Consider the following 15,572-nt stretch of genomic DNA (forward strand, 5'->3'; position numbering starts at 1 on the left):
GGTGGCAGATTGATGTGCGTGCCCTTGCACGCCGCTGGTATTGTAGGGCTACGCCCGTATATGAAGAACCGCCGGCTTCGCCGGCGGGTCACTTTTTTTGGTGATTTCGTCTACTGAAATTAGCGAATTAATTGATTTTTCTGAATTTTTTAGTGATTCGTTCTATATGAGCCTTTTTTTCTTCTTCGGATAATTGAGTGTACGGCAGTAACATTCTGCACCAATCATCAATGGTTTCTGCACTATAAAAAATTTGTTCGGCTTGCATTTTCTTGACCAATTCTATTTCTAAGTTGCAAATTTCGTGAATGCTCGTAAGAGATTTGTTTTCTGGGATATATTTTAATTTTGATTTGTTTCCAAAAACAATCATACTGAATGCGCGGAACTGGTATTTATTTTGATTTAAAAAGAGACATAAACAGTCTATATGTCGTTTGTTTTGTAAGACAGGATTAGGTATAGGGCCTTTTTCTCCATTAGTCTTGTAGCGTTGCCATTGAGGGTGTTTTTCATCGCCGTAGACAGATCCTGATAAATTCTTACTTTCAAAAACATAGATGCCTGTTTCATGCAAAAGCAGAACATCAATTTCTGAATATCCGTCAATTGTTGGAACATAGACATTTCTTAAAATTTTATAATGTCGCTTGTCAAATTGACACGCCGCCCATACGGCTCTACTTACGGAGTCCTCTCCCAATTTACCCGCCATTTCTGCTGCGGAAGGGATTGTTCCGACAACATCTTCATAAGTTGCTGGGTGAACGCTTAGCTCTTCTTGTGTAAACGGCTTGGATTCTTTTTTTGTGGGTTGGCTTGAAGAAATTTGTTGTTTGTTTCGGGGTCTTTGGTAATCAGAGATTTTAGGGTATGTCGGTTCGACATCTTCAGGAAATTCTTCGGTTTGAGTTGTTTTGAAAACTATTGCTGCTACTATGATAATTAATACTAGAATGATGCCGCCAATAGCAAAAGCGGTGCTGTGGGCTTTGATAAAATTGAGAATAAGTAGGCCGATCCAAATACAAATGAAAATTGCAAAGACTGCTAAGCATCCGAGACAACCATCACCATCGTCGTTACTCCTTGAATGACGACGTCTTCTGCGACGGGGCTTGGTTGCTCCGTCAATCGCCGCAAATATAAAAGCGATTACAATTGCTATGCCAAGGATTGTTCCCAAAAGAAACCTGGTTTTTCAATACTCTATTTAATAGGCTTTTCAACAAATCGACGAAGCGAATCTGAAATTCGGATTACATCATTTAATGGAATCTTTTCTGATTCTTTTTCAAACAATCTTAAAAAAGCGCCATCGTTTATAATCCACCATTTCTTGAAGTCTCGCTGAACATTCTTAACAAAAGCGCCTATCATTATACCAACTCTAAAAACCTGATATCGTTTGCCAGTCCATTCGTAAATTTTATCTTCAAGAAACTTTGCCTGAGAGTCAATTTTCTGCATTACGTCTTTTTGCAAAACTCCCGTACTGTCAATAAGTTCTTCGTTGTCGTAAATAAAATCTGCTTCGTTATATTCTCTGTCATTAAGATTCCAATTTTTTGCATCTATGGCAAATATTCCCTTGGTACTAATGATTACGTGGTCGATGTTGAAAGGGATTGCCTTTCCGTGACTTTTCTTTTCACAAACGATGTCGTGAAATACAAATGTACTTTTAGAGGACGTTTTTTCAATGATGGATCCAACAAATCTTTCTCCATCAAGTCCTTTTTGGTGGTTGCGGATTGTCTTGCATAAATTTTTAATCTTAAAGAAAGCTCGTATGGAAACAACAAGTAATAAAGCAGACGTGAAAACTGCTGTGAATAATTCAACCTTTAAGAATCCTAGAAAAATCATCCAGATATATATGCATGCAGCTAGGGCTATTGCCGGAAGGAATAAGTATTCGTACATCTTATCGGAGAGCTCTTGGATTTTCCCTTCAAGAGACTCTCCTTGTACGTGTGTTCTAAAGTGTTGCTTTCGATTCATAATTCTCAATCCTTAATGCAGCGAACAGAATAGGCGTTTCCTGTAAATTCCCAATCTGCGGAAAAAGAATCTCTTTGGATAGTCCAATAGTTATTGTTTCCGTTGCTACCATCTCTTTTTGTACTCCAAAAATATGCATCAGAATCCTTATAATCAAAGCCTATGTTCCAATGTAATCCTGCTCCAAGTGCTGCAAATCCAAATTTGTCTATAGAGGATTTGTCCCACTCTTTAGATTTTAGGCTTTTGCCAACACCCTCTTCGCCATTATTTTTATCAACATAATCGGCTAAATCGAAAAATTCATCATAGGAGGGGATGTGCCAACCAGAAGGACAAATGCCTTGATGAGGGTTTGTTATAGAGTCGTTTTCGTTGGTTATTGCCATGGCCGTTATCCATTCGTAGAGAGAACCATATTTTTTGCAATAAACATCTGCTAAATCATAGCAGTAGCTGTTCTCTGTTTTGTAGTTAAGATTCTCTGCCATCCAAACTTGATTGCCAATGATGGTCACTTTGTATTTACTTCCATCACGGGCGTCGCAAAGATATCCTGATTCACAATCCTTTTCTTGATAAGTGCTGTTGGATGAAAATGAATCATCTTTTATGTTGCTAGAAGAAGATGTTTCTTCTTTGAAACCTGTTGTACTTGAACTAGAAATCTTTTCGGCTGTGACAAGTTGTTTCCATTCACCATTTTCGCATAGGTATCTTTCGTTATCCTTTGGTAAATAGACCATTTCCCCTTTGTTGGAATTGTTACATTTTCCCAGTTCTGAAAATGTCTGGGGAGAAAAGTCATCGTTGTCAGAAGAGATTGTGCTAGAACAGGCTCCTAAAAGAGCCGCGCAGCCAAATGCCACTATGTATTTCGTAAATCTCATAACATCCCTCGAGTGCCTTTTCTTTGTAAATATATGTTCTTTTGCGGTAAAGAGAATGGATTTGTTAAAAAAAAATAGGGTGGTCAAAATATTTGACCACCTGATTTCTTTGCTTAGTTTAGTTTCTTGTCGAAGAGTTCTGTTAGCATTTGACGGATGGGCTTTGGCAGCAGGGAATTGGGCTGCCTGCTTATCCAGACGATGTAGTCTACAGATTGAATAAGTTGATCATATAAAAATAGGCCATTGTTTACACAATGGCCTAATAGTGAATTTATGAATTTGTTTTGGTCAGAAGTAACCGTATCGGTTATTTAACGCTAATGCGCTGCGTCAACGAGCCGATGCGGACCATGTAAACGCCCGCTCTGGAAACGGGAATTTCAAAACTGGTGGCTTCTACACGACCTGTTCGAACGATGGTGCCCTGCATATCAAATACGGAGTAAGGTTTGCCAGCCATGGTGGTGCTTACCTGAATGCGGCGGTCTGCAGCGGAGACCTTTAGGAGGTTTGCCGGTACATGAGATGCAAGTATAGCTTTCGTCGTTTCATTTTTGACGATGGTCAGATTACCATCGGTAACCTTGAATATTACGTTGGAATAGTTTTCGGACTTGTTCTTGAAATCTTCGGCCTTGAGTCCCATTGGATACGTCTTGACGTCGGTTCCTGCTACAAGCGAATCTCCCGTATATCCGACAAAATCGATGGAGTAGGCGGTGCTGCTTGAAACCATGTCGAAACCGTGCACGACGTGCTTCTGCTTGTCATATTCTACGGTATCTGTATGGCCTTTGATCGTAATAATGATTTCGGAGGAATCAGGCATGATTGTGAATATGCCATCGGTTGTGCTTACGATGTAATTCGGGTTGGAGTCGGCAGCGACAGTTGGAGTAATAGCGTATTTGCCGACATTTTCGCCCTCTTGGCGGGAGAGCACAACGCTGCTCAGCCGATCTTGGACGGAGTCAACCGTGACAAGGCCTTCGACAGTGTAGGTGAATTCCGGGTCTTTAGCTCCATAAGTCTTTGATGCGCTTTTTACGGTCAGTGTGACCGGCTTCGGAGTGATTACGAGGTTTCCGTCTGTAATGTCAAACACTACGTTGGAATAGTTGTGATTCGTATTCGCAAAATTTTCGGCCTTGAGTCCCATTGCGTATGTCTTGGCGTCGGTTCCAGCAGCAAGTGAATCTCCCGCATATCCGACAAAATCAATAGCGTAGGCGGTGTTGCTTGAAACTATGTCGAATCCATGCACGGACTGTTTGTTGCCATTGTATACTAGAGAATCTGAATGACCTTTGATTGAAACGATAATCTTTGTTGTGTCCGGATTGATTGTGAATACACCGTCATTGACCGTCACTACATAGTCCGGATTGGCATCGGCCTCAATGGATGCGGTAATGACGTATTTGGCAGCATCTTCGCCCTTTTCGCGGGAGAGTTCAACGTCGTTCAGCCGATCTTGGACGGAGTCAGCTGTGACAAGGCCTTCGACGCTGAAGGAGAATTCCGGGTCTTCAGCTCCATAAGTCTTTGACGCATTTTTCACGGTCAGTGTGACCGGCTTCGGAGTGATTACGAGGTTTCCGTCCGTAATGTCAAATACTACGTTGGAATAGTTGGGGTTCGTATTTGCAAAATCATCGGCGATAAGCCCCATGGCGTGGGCGTTGGCGAAGGTTGCTGTCACAAGCGAATCTCCTGCATAGGTCACAAAATCAATGGAGTAGGCTTCCTTGCTTGAGGTCATGTCGAATCCTTGCACGGAGTGCTTGTTTCCATCGTATTCGATCGTGTCTACATGTCCTTTGACGGAAACGATGATCTCAGTGGAATCCGGCACAATTGAGAATTCTCCGTTATCTGTGCTCAAAACGTAATTCGGGTTGGCTTCGGCGTCGACGGTTACCATGATGGTGTAGTTGCCGAGTTCTTCTCCCTTTTCGCGGGTAAGTTCCACACCACTCAATACATCCTGGATGCCATTGCGCGAAGCAAGTTCGTCAACGGAATAGTTCAGCTGCGGATCCTTTTCACCGTACATTTTAGAAGCGTTCAAAGCGGTCAGTTTGGCCGGCTTCGGAGTTATCACGAAAGTCTTTTCTTGCCAACCAGCGTAATTTCCGATAGCGTCGAAACGCACCTTTGCTGTGCCGGCATCGATGTTGTTGGAATAGGTGAGGATGTAGTCTTCGCCTTCGACAAGTTTGTTGCCTTCATCTGTAATCAAGACTGCCGGCTTGTTCTCGGCACCGTTGTACTCGAAGATTTCGGTAGAAAGAGCCAATGTCGGAGAAACTGCCTGCTTTTTGGGTAGGTCATTCACGTATGTTCCGACGGTCGCTATCTTGTTGTTCAAAGAGGTCTTGAGGAAGTCCACATAGGCCCCATAATTCGACCTTTCGACATTGGAAATATCTAGGTGTATTCCCCACCTTAAACTATCCACTTTTGCCGCAACGTCCAAGACATTGCGCATGGTCGTAATGACGGAATCGATCTTGATTTTTTCTTTATATTCGTTCCATACTTTTTCCGTGGTCGCGATAAACAGCGGGGACTTGAATAGAGCATCGAAGTATATGGTGGTGTCCAGCTGGACGGGTGCGTCATCTGTTGATGCCCCGGCGTCGAAATCCCATACTGGCCCGGCCTTGAACAGGTCGTTCTTGTTGTCGTAGGTGAAATAGGCGCTCTTGGGTTCTCGGAGTTCGGTGTTGTCCATGATTTCGTTGATGAGCCAGAACTTTGCCCAGGATTCTACATCGATAATTTTCGTGTAGCTTTCGTCGGGGGCGGGGCGGTTCACGATGCTTGTCCCTTCGGCAAAATTTGGATAAAGCAGTTTTTCGAGTTTTTCGATTTTCGCATGGAAACGGTCCAGGCGGGCTTGGCCGTCATTCGAAATGGCGTCTTCTTCTTCGTTTAGCATGTAGTCGTCATTCTTGACCATGTACGGCATGTTGCGAATCGGTGACCAGAATTTTACGATTTCGTCAAAATGATTGTCCATCTCGATGAGAAAGTCCTTGTCGTCATCGGCGGTCATTTCCTCGCTTCCGTCGTCGATATTCACTCTGTTCTCGTCGGGTTTTATTGCTTCGCCCAGCCAGTAGAGACCCCTGTAGACTCCGTTAAAAACAAGGTCCACGAATTTTCCGCGCACGGTATAGTCCATCTTCAGTGTTTCGCTCAGGTAGAAAGCCATGTGGTTTTTGAGGAAACTGTTGTCATAGTAATTTGCGATTAGAACCCAACGTTTGTGTTTGGGCATGCCCATGATGCCGTTTTTCTTGTTTAGCTTGAGTGCGTAGGGCTTTTTATCCGCAAGCCAGGTCGAATTGCCGCGTCCGCGAATTGAAGTTGTGTCGTTTTTAAAATCCCATTTGGGGTTTCCGGTGTTGGCCAAGGTCAAGGTTGCCTTCTTGGTCCATTCTTCCTTTGAGGTGATTTCGACACCCTTCGGAGTGTTCACATACAGCACAGGGAGGCCTGTGTAGGCGACGGCTGCGACCGATGAGGTTACGCTTTCTTCGCCGACAGTAGCGACGCAGTAGTAGTAGCGAATACCTTTTTCCGTAAAGGCTTCGGTATCGTAGGAACTTTCAGTCGCGCCTTCGATAGGTGTGCCGTTTTGAGTCTCGGCGTTGTCAGATTGGAACCATTGGTACGAAATGCTGTTTTCGCCCTTTGCCATGGTTACGGACAGTGTCACCGCTTTGTCCTTTTCTGCTATGGAAATAGCGGCAGGTTGTTTCGTAATGGTTAATTCCGGTTCAACGGCAAGGGAGTCTTGCGCATAAACCGACGTTGCCGATATAAACGCAATAAAAATGGCTTGGCCCCATCGGGTAAGCGTTTTTTTGTTTGTTTTCTTCATATTTTTCCTTCTTTTTTTTAGGTTGTTTGAAAATATGCAAAAAAAATCTCGTGTCTGTCCACAAGGACTTTTACGTTAAAGCGAATTATTGGGGAAAATTAAGACTTTGTTCTCAATTATTTCATTTATTCAAGATTTGTTTGTTGTATCAAATGGACTTTTTTCGGTGTATCGTTATTCCAATTTGGAATAATAAAATGTTTACATTCGCTGGTTTTGCGGATTGTGGGTTTGTATCTTGGAGGTGGGGCGGTTGGTTGCCCCGATAACACGGAGGTCCATCATGAAATGCGTAAAAGTAATGTTGTTTGTAATGCTAGCCGTTCTGGTATCGACCTCTTTCGCTGCCAGGAAGGTTAAGTCAAAGTTGGGAGACATCGATGTCACATCTCAAAAAGGTGGTGGCGCGGTTGTCTGCACCGCTCACTTCGAAGACGAACTGACGATTCTCAAGGATGCTGACACGGAGGTTCTTGTGAAAGGAAGTTGCGGTCAGGGGTGGGTCGCGAAATCAAAAATCGAATATGTGGCGCAAGGCCCTGGTGATAAAACGATCACCATCGACGAATACAATATCCAGAATTGGATTGACAATCTGTCGGTATTCGATGTTCACATTGATGATGTCGAGGACTTCGAAGGGGTTACGATTGACCGTGACTTTAGAGAATACTTGACTTACACGATTGATCGCGAACAGACTGAAATGCATAATGGCGAAAACTGATTTAACCATGGAGGTGTTTAATCCGTAGAATAATCCCTGCGCAAGCGGGGATTTTCTATATTATGGGTATGAGTTTGATAAATACCATAGTCGTTGCAGGTGGTACCCACGGTAACGAACGGACTGGCGTTCGCCTTGTCCAGAAATGGATGGAACACCCGGAGTGTTATAATTCGCTCTGTAGCGCCAAGGTAGATTTGGTGCTTGCAAACCCCGAAGCGGTGCGCCTGAATCGCCGCTATCGCGATCATGACTTGAATCGCGCTTTTTCGCAGACTTGTTTGGATGTGACGGTTGATTCGCGCCTGTACGAATTCCGCCGCGCGAAGGAACTGAATGCTTTGTATGGCCCGAAGGGTGCAAACACCAAGACGGATTTGATTCTGGATGTGCACAACACGGGCTCGAATATGGGCTATTGCCTGATTCTGTCGACGCGTGATCCGTTTACGATGCGCGCCTCGGCGGTGTTGACGCAGGAATTCAAGGATGCGTGGATTTATTACCAGCCTGAAGAACGCAGTGCTTCACCGTATTTTGGAACGGTTGCGAAAGCGGATGTTTGCATTGAGATTGGACCGCAGCAGCACGGGACGCTGGATGCCGCGATTTTCGAGGAAACGGAACGCCTGGTGAAGCGTTACCTGGAATTGGCCGAGGAATGGAACCGCGGCGAATTGCAGAAACGCCCGCCGATAAAGGTGGATGTATACACGCAGTTCAAGGATTTGGGCTACCCGAAGCCGCAAGGTGGAGGCCCGATTCAGGCGATGATTCATCCGGAATTGATGGGTCGTGACTATCGCGAACTCAAGGATGGCGACAAGTTGTTCCGCACATTCGACGGCGAAGATATTTTGTACCATGGCGAAAGCCCGGTGTATCCGATTTTCATTAGCGAGCCTGCGTACTACGAAAAGGATATCGCGATGAGCCTCACCAAGAAAACAGTGGAGGAGTGGTAAGTATGGCAGACGAAAATGAAGAATTGAAGGAAATCTCGGGCGAAGAACGTCTGAAGAATTTCATGGACTTGGTGCAGAACCAGAAAAACGAACCGTGGGATTCCCGCCTTTCGGACATTCTGGATGCTTTCGAGGATTTCTTGACGTTTCGTCCGGAACCGCCGCAGGAATGGCAGGATACTTATGCCAAGAGCGGTAAGGAATTCGACTACTACCAGATCGTGCTGCCGCAGGATTTCCAGGACCCGTATGAAGATGACCTGGGCAATATCCGCAGACTTCGCAACGAGTTCGAGCGCACGCCTTCGACGATGGCGCTGGAACACGAATTGGTGAGCCGTAACTACTTCATTTTTGAAAACGGCCACGCTGAAGCGATTCCGGCTCCACGCCCGATGCTGATGCTTGAAAGCAAGGACCGCGAAGACGACGAAGAAGAACAGGAAGGCGACATTACGTGGGATTGCTGCATTTCGATTTTCCCGGATGGCAGCTACATTGCCTACAATCTGAATCACGATGACGAAGAAGAACTCGGCGAAGACTTTAAGGCCGAATTCGACAAGCATATCGATGTGCTTTCGAAGTTGCAGTTGGTGATTCCGGTGGAAGGCCGCGACTACGGTATTCTTAATAGCAGATGTTAAAGGGGAAAGTTTTCCCCTCGCTTAAGCCTCGGCTTAGCCTAAACCGCACGCTCACATGGCCGTTCCGGAATGTTCACTTAGCGGTTAGGCTTTCACCGAGTCTTTCGCTACCCTTTCCCCTAGGGGTTGGACCCCTAAAACCCCGATGGATGTATGGAAAGATTAGAAACAGAAATCTACCTGCGGTATAAGCAAATCATTGAATCGCAGGGTGTGGGAACGAGTGTGTGCGCGGGGAGCGAGTCGCCTGCGCCGCAGCGTGTGCGTATGGAAGATTTGCTGGACCGTTACGATGCTTTTTGCTTTGACGGTTACGGCACACTTTATAACCGCGGGAGCTTTGTGTACGAGGGCGCGCTGGATTGGTATACAATGCTGCGCGCCGCGGGAAAGCAGATGCGTTTGATTACGAATGCCGCGTCTGATGTAGATGAGGTCTTGGCGGCGGATGCGGGAAAGCGAGGCTTCGCGTTTAGCGAGGCCGAAACGGTTTCTTCGGGAAGTTTGCTGAAGGATTTGTGCGTAGAATTACGCAGTCGCCGGATTGGGTCTTCTTTTGCTGCGCGCCGAGATATGCACGAGGTTTATTACATCGGGCGCGAAACAGGCAAGCATGTGCTTGAAAGTTGCGGTATTAAAGCGGTGGCTCCGGCTGCAGAACCTGTGGAACCGATTGTGGCCATTTCTTCGGCGAAGGATACGCCTGAAACTTATGAGCAGGCGGTGAAGATTTTGAAGCGCTCTGGCGCAATCCTCCTGGTACTGAATTCCGATGCGTGGGCGCCGAAGATTCCGGGGGACGATGGCGTGACGGTGCGCGAGCCTGTTTCGGGAGCGCTTAGCGAAAGGTTGCGCCGCGATTCCATGTGCGAGGCGAATGGTGGCGCTGGCTGCGAGACTTTTTATTTGGGCAAGCCTTTCCCGGCGATTTGGGAGAAGGTCAAGCGGAGTTTGCCAGAAGGGTCTCGCGTGCTGATGGTGGGCGATACCTTGGGTACGGATGTGCTGGGTGCGCGTATTGCGGGCTTTGATTCTGCCCTTGTGGTGGGCAGGAATGTGCCGGCTGATGAACTTGAGGCGGATGAAAAGGTCTTGGGAATTAGGCCGGATTATTACTTGTAGTTTTTAAAGGGTTTGTTAACTCACTATAACTAAAGAAAAGGGTTTGTTAACTCACAATATTCCTTGCTTACGCAAGGTTGTGAGTTAACCCTACGGGCTTACCGCTTGTGCGGTAAGTCCTAAATTCTTTTCACGGGCTTGCGCCCACAAAAGAATTTAGTCGAACCCTCTTCGAGGGTTCTTAGAAACCCTTCCCGCCAAAAACAAAAGACCAGGTCTTTGACCTGGTCCTTTTGTTTTTTAGAGCGGGAAAAGGGGTTGTTTAATCGCAATATTCCTTGCTGACGCAAGGTTGCGATTAAACCCTTCGGGCTTGCTCTCGCTGTGCTCGTGTCAAGCTCAAAATCCGTTTTTCGCACTTCGTGCATAACCGGATTTTGTCGAACCCTCTTCTCGGGTTCAAAACCCATCCCAAATATAAAATAGAAGAGACCCGAAAGGGCCTCTTCTATTTTAGAGCGGGAAAAGGGTTTCGAACCCTCGACATCGACCTTGGGAAGGTCGCGCTCTACCAACTGAGCTACTCCCGCGAGTGTTGCTAATTTAGAAAAAATGCGGTGTTTGTAAAGGGGTAGGGCTCTTCGGGCGCGTTTATAGGCTTGATTTTTCTATCATTGAGGCATGCTTAAGTTTAAATTGATGATTGCGTGTGCCGCAGTTGTGCTTGTCTCGGCGGGGTATGCCGAAGAAAAGTCCATGTGGACTAAATTTGTGGAATTCTTTAGTCCTTCATCAACGGTAGAGGGTGATGGCCCGCTGTATGATCAGGTTCGTGAACTGGACCGCAAAATCAATCGCGTAGAGGGCAAGTATGCTCGCGAACGCCGTCCGATGAACAAGGAACGCTACAAGAAAGAACTTATTCAGTTGCGTGAAGAACGTGAGGCCTTGATGAAAAAGATTGAGGCTGAAGAAAAGAACAAGGGTAAGTCTTCGGCTGTTTCAAAGTCAAGTTCTTCTGTGAAGGCTGTAAGTTCGTCTTCGCAGGCTGTTAGTTCATCGTCTGCAGAGGTGGCTGTTGCTGTAGAAGGCTGCAAACCCGATACGGTTTATGTCCGCGACACGGTCGTGGTGCATGACACGCTTTATGTGATGCTTGCGCCGAAGCCTGAAACTGCGGCGCCTGCTGATACTAGTAAGAAGTAATGCTTCTTTGCGGGTAAGAAAGGGAGGTCCCGGACCAAGTCCGGGAAGACATTAAGGATTAATCGTAAAGCCGCGGCGGAAGTTCTCGATAAGGCAGCAGCTGATGCTGACATCGGTTTCGTATTCGGGAATGTCTTCGCGCTTGACCCACAGGGCTTCGGAAAGTTCTTCCTTTTGCATGTGGATGGTATCGTTGCCATCGAGTTCGGCGGTAAAGCCTGCAATGAGGGAGTCGCTGAAAGCCCACGGCTGCGAACTGAAATAGCGGACGTTTTTCACGCGGAGACCCGCTTCTTCCATGACTTCGCGGTGTACGGCCTGTTCCAAGCTTTCACCGACTTCGACAAATCCAGAAATCAAGAAGAGTCTCGGGTTCGGATTGTCGATGTTGTGTGCCATCAGGAGCTTGTCGCCGTTACGCACGGCCACGATCACGACAGGCGAAATTCTCGGGTAAACGACATTGCCGCACTTGGGACAAATGATGGATCGCTCGTGGTCACCGCGAATGGTCACGTTTCCGCAACGCCCGCAGAACTTGTTCAGCGATTCCCAATGAGCGATGTGAGCGGCGGTGGCGCCTCCCATTCGTTCTACGGGATTCATACCGCGGAAGGTGCGGTTGCCCATGTATTCGTAGCCGGCAGGAGCTTCTGCTTCGACGGTTGCCTTGCTGTCGTCTAAGAAGAAGGCTGTGTCGTCGATGCTAAAAAGGTAATGGCCTTCGAAGTCGGCGAGTGTTTTGCCTTCAAGCGCAAGGAGTTCGCCTACTTGCGGAATGACATAGCCTTCGCCACTCTTTTTGAGGAGCGTCTTGGATCCATTGTAACGAATGACAAAGTCGGTGACCTTGGGGTCAACGACTTTGAATTCATTATTAAAAATATGTGGTGCGATTTCGTGAATCATGAATTAGATCCTTCGACTTCGTGCTGCGCACTCCGCTCAGGATGACATTTTCTATGGTCTACTCTAGGTATGTGTAACCGTACAGGCCGCCACGGTAGATGTTCAGGAATTCCTTACCTTCTTGCAGGCTGATCTTTCCTTCCTTCACGGAGCGGGATACCCAGTTTTCCATGGTGCGTACAAGAGCCTTGTCGCTGAAGTTCACGTAGTCAAGCACGTCTTCCACGGATTCACCGTCAATCACCTTGTCGATTTCGTAGCCGCCCTTGTCGTTGCAAACAATGTGGACTGCGTTGGTGTCGCCAAAGAGGTTGTGAAGGTCTCCGAGGATTTCCTGGTAGGCGCCCACGAGGTAAACTGCGATATAGTACGGTTCGCCGTTCTTGAGCTCATGCAGCGGGAGTGTGCGGCTTACGTCGCCACCGCGTACGAACATGTCGATTTTACCGTCGGAGTCGCAAGTGACATCCTGCAGAGTCGTTTCTACAGTCGGTTCTTCGTTCAAACGCTGGATCGGCATGAGCGGGAAGACTTGGTCTACGCCCCAGCTGTCCGGCAGGCTCTGGAACAAACTGAAGTTGCAGAAATACTTCTGGGCCAACAGGCGCGGAAGTTCGCTGAGTTCATAAGGCGGATGGCGCAAGTCCTTGGCGAGCAAGTCCACTTTGCGCACAATGCTCCAGAACAGGCGTTCGCACATGGCGCGGGTGGGCAAGTCGTAATCGCCGACCTTGAAACCGTTGAGCACGTCGTCGTTCAGCTGAATGGCGTCGTGCCAGCTTTCGAGCAGGTTCTTGGGAGTGAGTCCCTTGTAAATGCCGTAAAGGTCCTTCAGTGCGTCAGGAGCGTCATCGTTGATTTCGTGAATGTTCTCGTCGAAGAATGCCTGGCCGGCTGTTTCAAGAACGTTGAACACCAGAATGGAATGGTGTGCTGCAAGTGCACGACCGGATTCCGCGATGATGTTCGGATGCGCGACGCCGCCATTTTCGCAGGCTTCGAACATGGCGTACACCACGTCGTTCGCGTATTCCTGAATGGAGTAGTTCACCGAGCTGGCGTTAGAGCTGCGGGTGCCGTCGTAATCCACGCCGAGACCGCCGCCAACGTCCACGAATTCAAGGCCCATGCCCATCTTCTTGATTTGCACGTAGAACTGCGAAACTTCACGAAGACCGCTCTTGATGTGGCGAATGTTGGTAATCTGGCTGCCCAAGTGGAAGTGGATGAGCTTCATGCAGTCTTCCATCTTCTCTTGCTTGATATAGTCGAGAGCTTCCAACAATTCAGAACTGTTGAGACCGAACTTGCTGTGGTATCCACCGGATTCTTCCCACTTGCCGCTACCGGAGCTGGCGAGTTTGATGCGAATACCGATGTTCGGACGCACGCCGATTCGACGGGAAAGTTCCACCACAAGGTGGAGCTCGTTCATCTTTTCAACGACGATGAAAATCTTCTTGCCCATCTTCTGTGCAAGGAGAGCGAGTTCGATAAAGTCTTCGTCCTTGTAGCCGTTGCAGATAATCAACGAATCCGGATTGTCCATGTTCGCAAGCACGGCGTGGAGTTCCGGCTTGGAACCGGCTTCGAGACCGATATTGTACTTTTTACCGTGGCTGACGATTTCTTCCAAGACCGCGCGCTGTTGGTTCACCTTGATCGGGAAAATGCTGTAGTAGCTCCCGTTGAAACCGTATTCCTTGCGGGACTTGTTAAAGCATTCGTTGATCTTTTCGATGCGGCTGTCCAGGATGTCCGGGAAACGAAGCAGCATCGGGGTAGAAACATCGCGGAGCGAAAGTTCCTGCACAAGTTCGTACAGGTCAATGTCCGGGCCGCCATCCTTGAGCGGGTGCACCGTGGCGTGACCCTTCTCGTTGATGTCAAAGTAATTTACGCCCCAACCTTTTACGTTGTAAAGGTCGCGGGAATCGTCAATGCGCCATTTTTTCATTTCAGGTCTCTCTAGTCAACGAGGACGGGATTGAAGTTTTCCTGCCAGGGGAGGCCGTACTTGGTGAGGGCTTCCATGAACGGATCCGGGTCGAATTCTTCGACGGTATGTACGCCCGGCTTGTTCCACTTGCCGGTTAGCACCATCATGGCGCCGCACATGGCCGGAACGCCAGTCGTGTAGGCGATAGCCTGGCTGCCGAGTTCCTTGTAGCATTCCTGGTGGTCGCAGACGTTGTACAGGTAGTAGGTCTTGTCCTTGCCGTCCTTCTTGCCCTTGAAAATGCAACCGATGTTGGTCTTGCCGACGGTGCGGGGGCCGAGGCTTGCCGGGTCCGGAAGCAGGGCCTTGAGGAACTGGATAGGCACGATGTCCTGACCCTGGAACTTGATGGGCTGGGTGCTGAGCATGCCCACGTCTTCGAGGCAGCGCATGTGGTCGAGGTAGCTCTGACCGAACGTCATGAAGAAGCGGATGCGCTTCACGCCCGGAATGTTCTGGGCGAGCGATTCGATTTCTTCGTGGTGCAGCAAGTACATGTCCTTCTGACCGACCTGGTCGAAGTTGTACACGCGCTTGATGCTCATGGCCGGGATTTCAACCCAGTGGCCCTTGCCGTTAGCGTCGGTGTCCCAGTAGCTACCCGGGGCAGAGACTTCGCGGAGGTTGATTTCGGGGTTGAAGTTGGTTGCGAACTTGTAACCGTGATCGCCACCGTTGCAGTCGAGGATGTCGATTTCTTCGATGGTGTCGAACTGGTGCTTTAAAGCATAGGCGCAGTATGCCTGGGAAACACCCGGGTCAAAGCCCGAACCGAGCAGAGCCGTGAGACCGGCCTTTTCAAACTTTTCTTTGTATGCCCACTGCCAGCTGTAGTCGAAGTAGGCGCTGAAACCCTGTTCCTTGCAGCGCTTGTCGTAGACCTTGCGCCATTCCGGATCGTCGATGTTTTCGGGTTCGTAGTTAGCCGTGTCCATGTAGTTCACGCCGCATTCCAGGCAGGCATCCATAATGGCCAAGTCCTGGTAGGGGAGTGCGATGTTCATCACGAGGTCCGGCTTATATTCCTTGATTAGAGCAGAGACATTCTCGGCCTTGTCTGCGTCGACGGCTGCAGTCGTAATGACCGTCTTTGTATTCGGGCGGAGTTCCTGGGCCAGCTTTTCGCAGTTTTCGCGATGGCGGCTTGCGATACAGATTTCGCTAAAAACTTCGCTGCAGGTGCAGCACTTCTTGATAGCAACTGTGGCAACGGCGCCACAACCGATAATCAATGCTCTTGCCATTTTTTGTTTGTTCCTCATTTGTTG

At 48.1% G+C, this 15,572-nt stretch carries 12 protein-coding genes and 1 tRNA gene; 5 read left to right on the forward strand and 8 right to left on the reverse strand.

Annotated elements, in window-relative coordinates; translation table 11 throughout:
• Positions 1 to 127: 127 nt before the first annotated feature.
• From QZN53_RS00890 to QZN53_RS00905, 4 genes are all read right to left on the reverse strand, one after another.
• Entirely contained in the window at positions 128 to 1,186 is a 1,059-nt protein-coding gene (locus QZN53_RS00890; RefSeq protein ID WP_163436794.1) for a nuclease-related domain-containing protein, read from the reverse strand.
• Between the two features lie 23 nt (positions 1,187 to 1,209).
• Positions 1,210 to 2,004, reverse strand: coding sequence for a nuclease-related domain-containing protein (locus tag QZN53_RS00895; RefSeq protein ID WP_163436796.1), 795 nt, complete (start codon positions 2,002 to 2,004; stop codon positions 1,210 to 1,212).
• 5 nt (positions 2,005 to 2,009) lie between these two features.
• Positions 2,010 to 2,894, reverse strand: a complete 885-nt coding sequence (locus tag QZN53_RS00900; protein ID WP_163436797.1) for an FISUMP domain-containing protein — start codon at positions 2,892 to 2,894, stop codon at positions 2,010 to 2,012.
• Positions 2,895 to 3,204: 310 nt separating this feature from the next.
• Positions 3,205 to 6,789: an MBG domain-containing protein gene (locus QZN53_RS00905; protein ID WP_163436800.1), complete on the reverse strand. Its 3,585-nt coding sequence runs from the start codon at positions 6,787 to 6,789 to the stop codon at positions 3,205 to 3,207.
• Between the two features lie 283 nt (positions 6,790 to 7,072).
• Between QZN53_RS00905 and QZN53_RS00910 the strand changes: the two genes are divergently transcribed.
• From QZN53_RS00910 to QZN53_RS00925, 4 genes are all read left to right on the forward strand, one after another.
• Positions 7,073 to 7,516 (forward strand): hypothetical protein, encoded by a 444-nt coding sequence (locus tag QZN53_RS00910; RefSeq protein ID WP_163436802.1) that lies wholly within the window; start codon positions 7,073 to 7,075, stop codon positions 7,514 to 7,516.
• 68 nt (positions 7,517 to 7,584) lie between these two features.
• Positions 7,585 to 8,481, forward strand: a complete 897-nt coding sequence (locus QZN53_RS00915; protein ID WP_294650939.1) for an aspartoacylase — start codon at positions 7,585 to 7,587, stop codon at positions 8,479 to 8,481.
• 2 nt (positions 8,482 to 8,483) lie between these two features.
• Complete coding sequence (locus tag QZN53_RS00920; RefSeq protein WP_163436804.1) at positions 8,484 to 9,128, forward strand: hypothetical protein; 645 nt, start codon at positions 8,484 to 8,486, stop codon at positions 9,126 to 9,128.
• Between the two features lie 153 nt (positions 9,129 to 9,281).
• A complete protein-coding gene (locus QZN53_RS00925) occupies positions 9,282 to 10,250 on the forward strand; it encodes an HAD-IIA family hydrolase (protein WP_163436806.1) in 969 nt (322 codons plus the stop codon).
• A gap of 457 nt (positions 10,251 to 10,707) precedes the next feature.
• Here the strand turns inward: QZN53_RS00925 and QZN53_RS00930 are convergent.
• Positions 10,708 to 10,780: transfer RNA gene (locus tag QZN53_RS00930), tRNA-Gly, on the reverse strand.
• 91 nt (positions 10,781 to 10,871) lie between these two features.
• Here QZN53_RS00930 and QZN53_RS00935 point away from each other — a divergent pair.
• Positions 10,872 to 11,396 carry a hypothetical protein gene (locus QZN53_RS00935; RefSeq protein ID WP_163436808.1) on the forward strand — a complete coding sequence of 175 codons (525 nt, stop codon included), beginning with the start codon at positions 10,872 to 10,874 and terminating at the stop codon, positions 11,394 to 11,396.
• Positions 11,397 to 11,447: 51 nt separating this feature from the next.
• Here QZN53_RS00935 and nudC read toward each other — a convergent pair whose 3' ends face one another.
• From nudC to QZN53_RS00950, 3 genes are read right to left on the reverse strand one after another with little or no spacing between them, the layout of a single operon-like run.
• A complete protein-coding gene (nudC, locus tag QZN53_RS00940; RefSeq protein ID WP_163436810.1) occupies positions 11,448 to 12,305 on the reverse strand; it encodes an NAD(+) diphosphatase in 858 nt (285 codons plus the stop codon).
• Positions 12,306 to 12,363: 58 nt separating this feature from the next.
• A complete protein-coding gene (speA, locus tag QZN53_RS00945) occupies positions 12,364 to 14,262 on the reverse strand; it encodes a biosynthetic arginine decarboxylase (RefSeq protein ID WP_163436811.1) in 1,899 nt (632 codons plus the stop codon).
• An 11-nt stretch (positions 14,263 to 14,273) separates the two neighbouring features.
• Positions 14,274 to 15,548: a saccharopine dehydrogenase family protein gene (locus tag QZN53_RS00950; protein ID WP_072798426.1), complete on the reverse strand. Its 1,275-nt coding sequence runs from the start codon at positions 15,546 to 15,548 to the stop codon at positions 14,274 to 14,276.
• Positions 15,549 to 15,572 lie beyond the last annotated feature (24 nt).

The organism is uncultured Fibrobacter sp., assembly GCF_900316465.1.
Lineage (GTDB): Bacteria > Fibrobacterota > Fibrobacteria > Fibrobacterales > Fibrobacteraceae > Fibrobacter.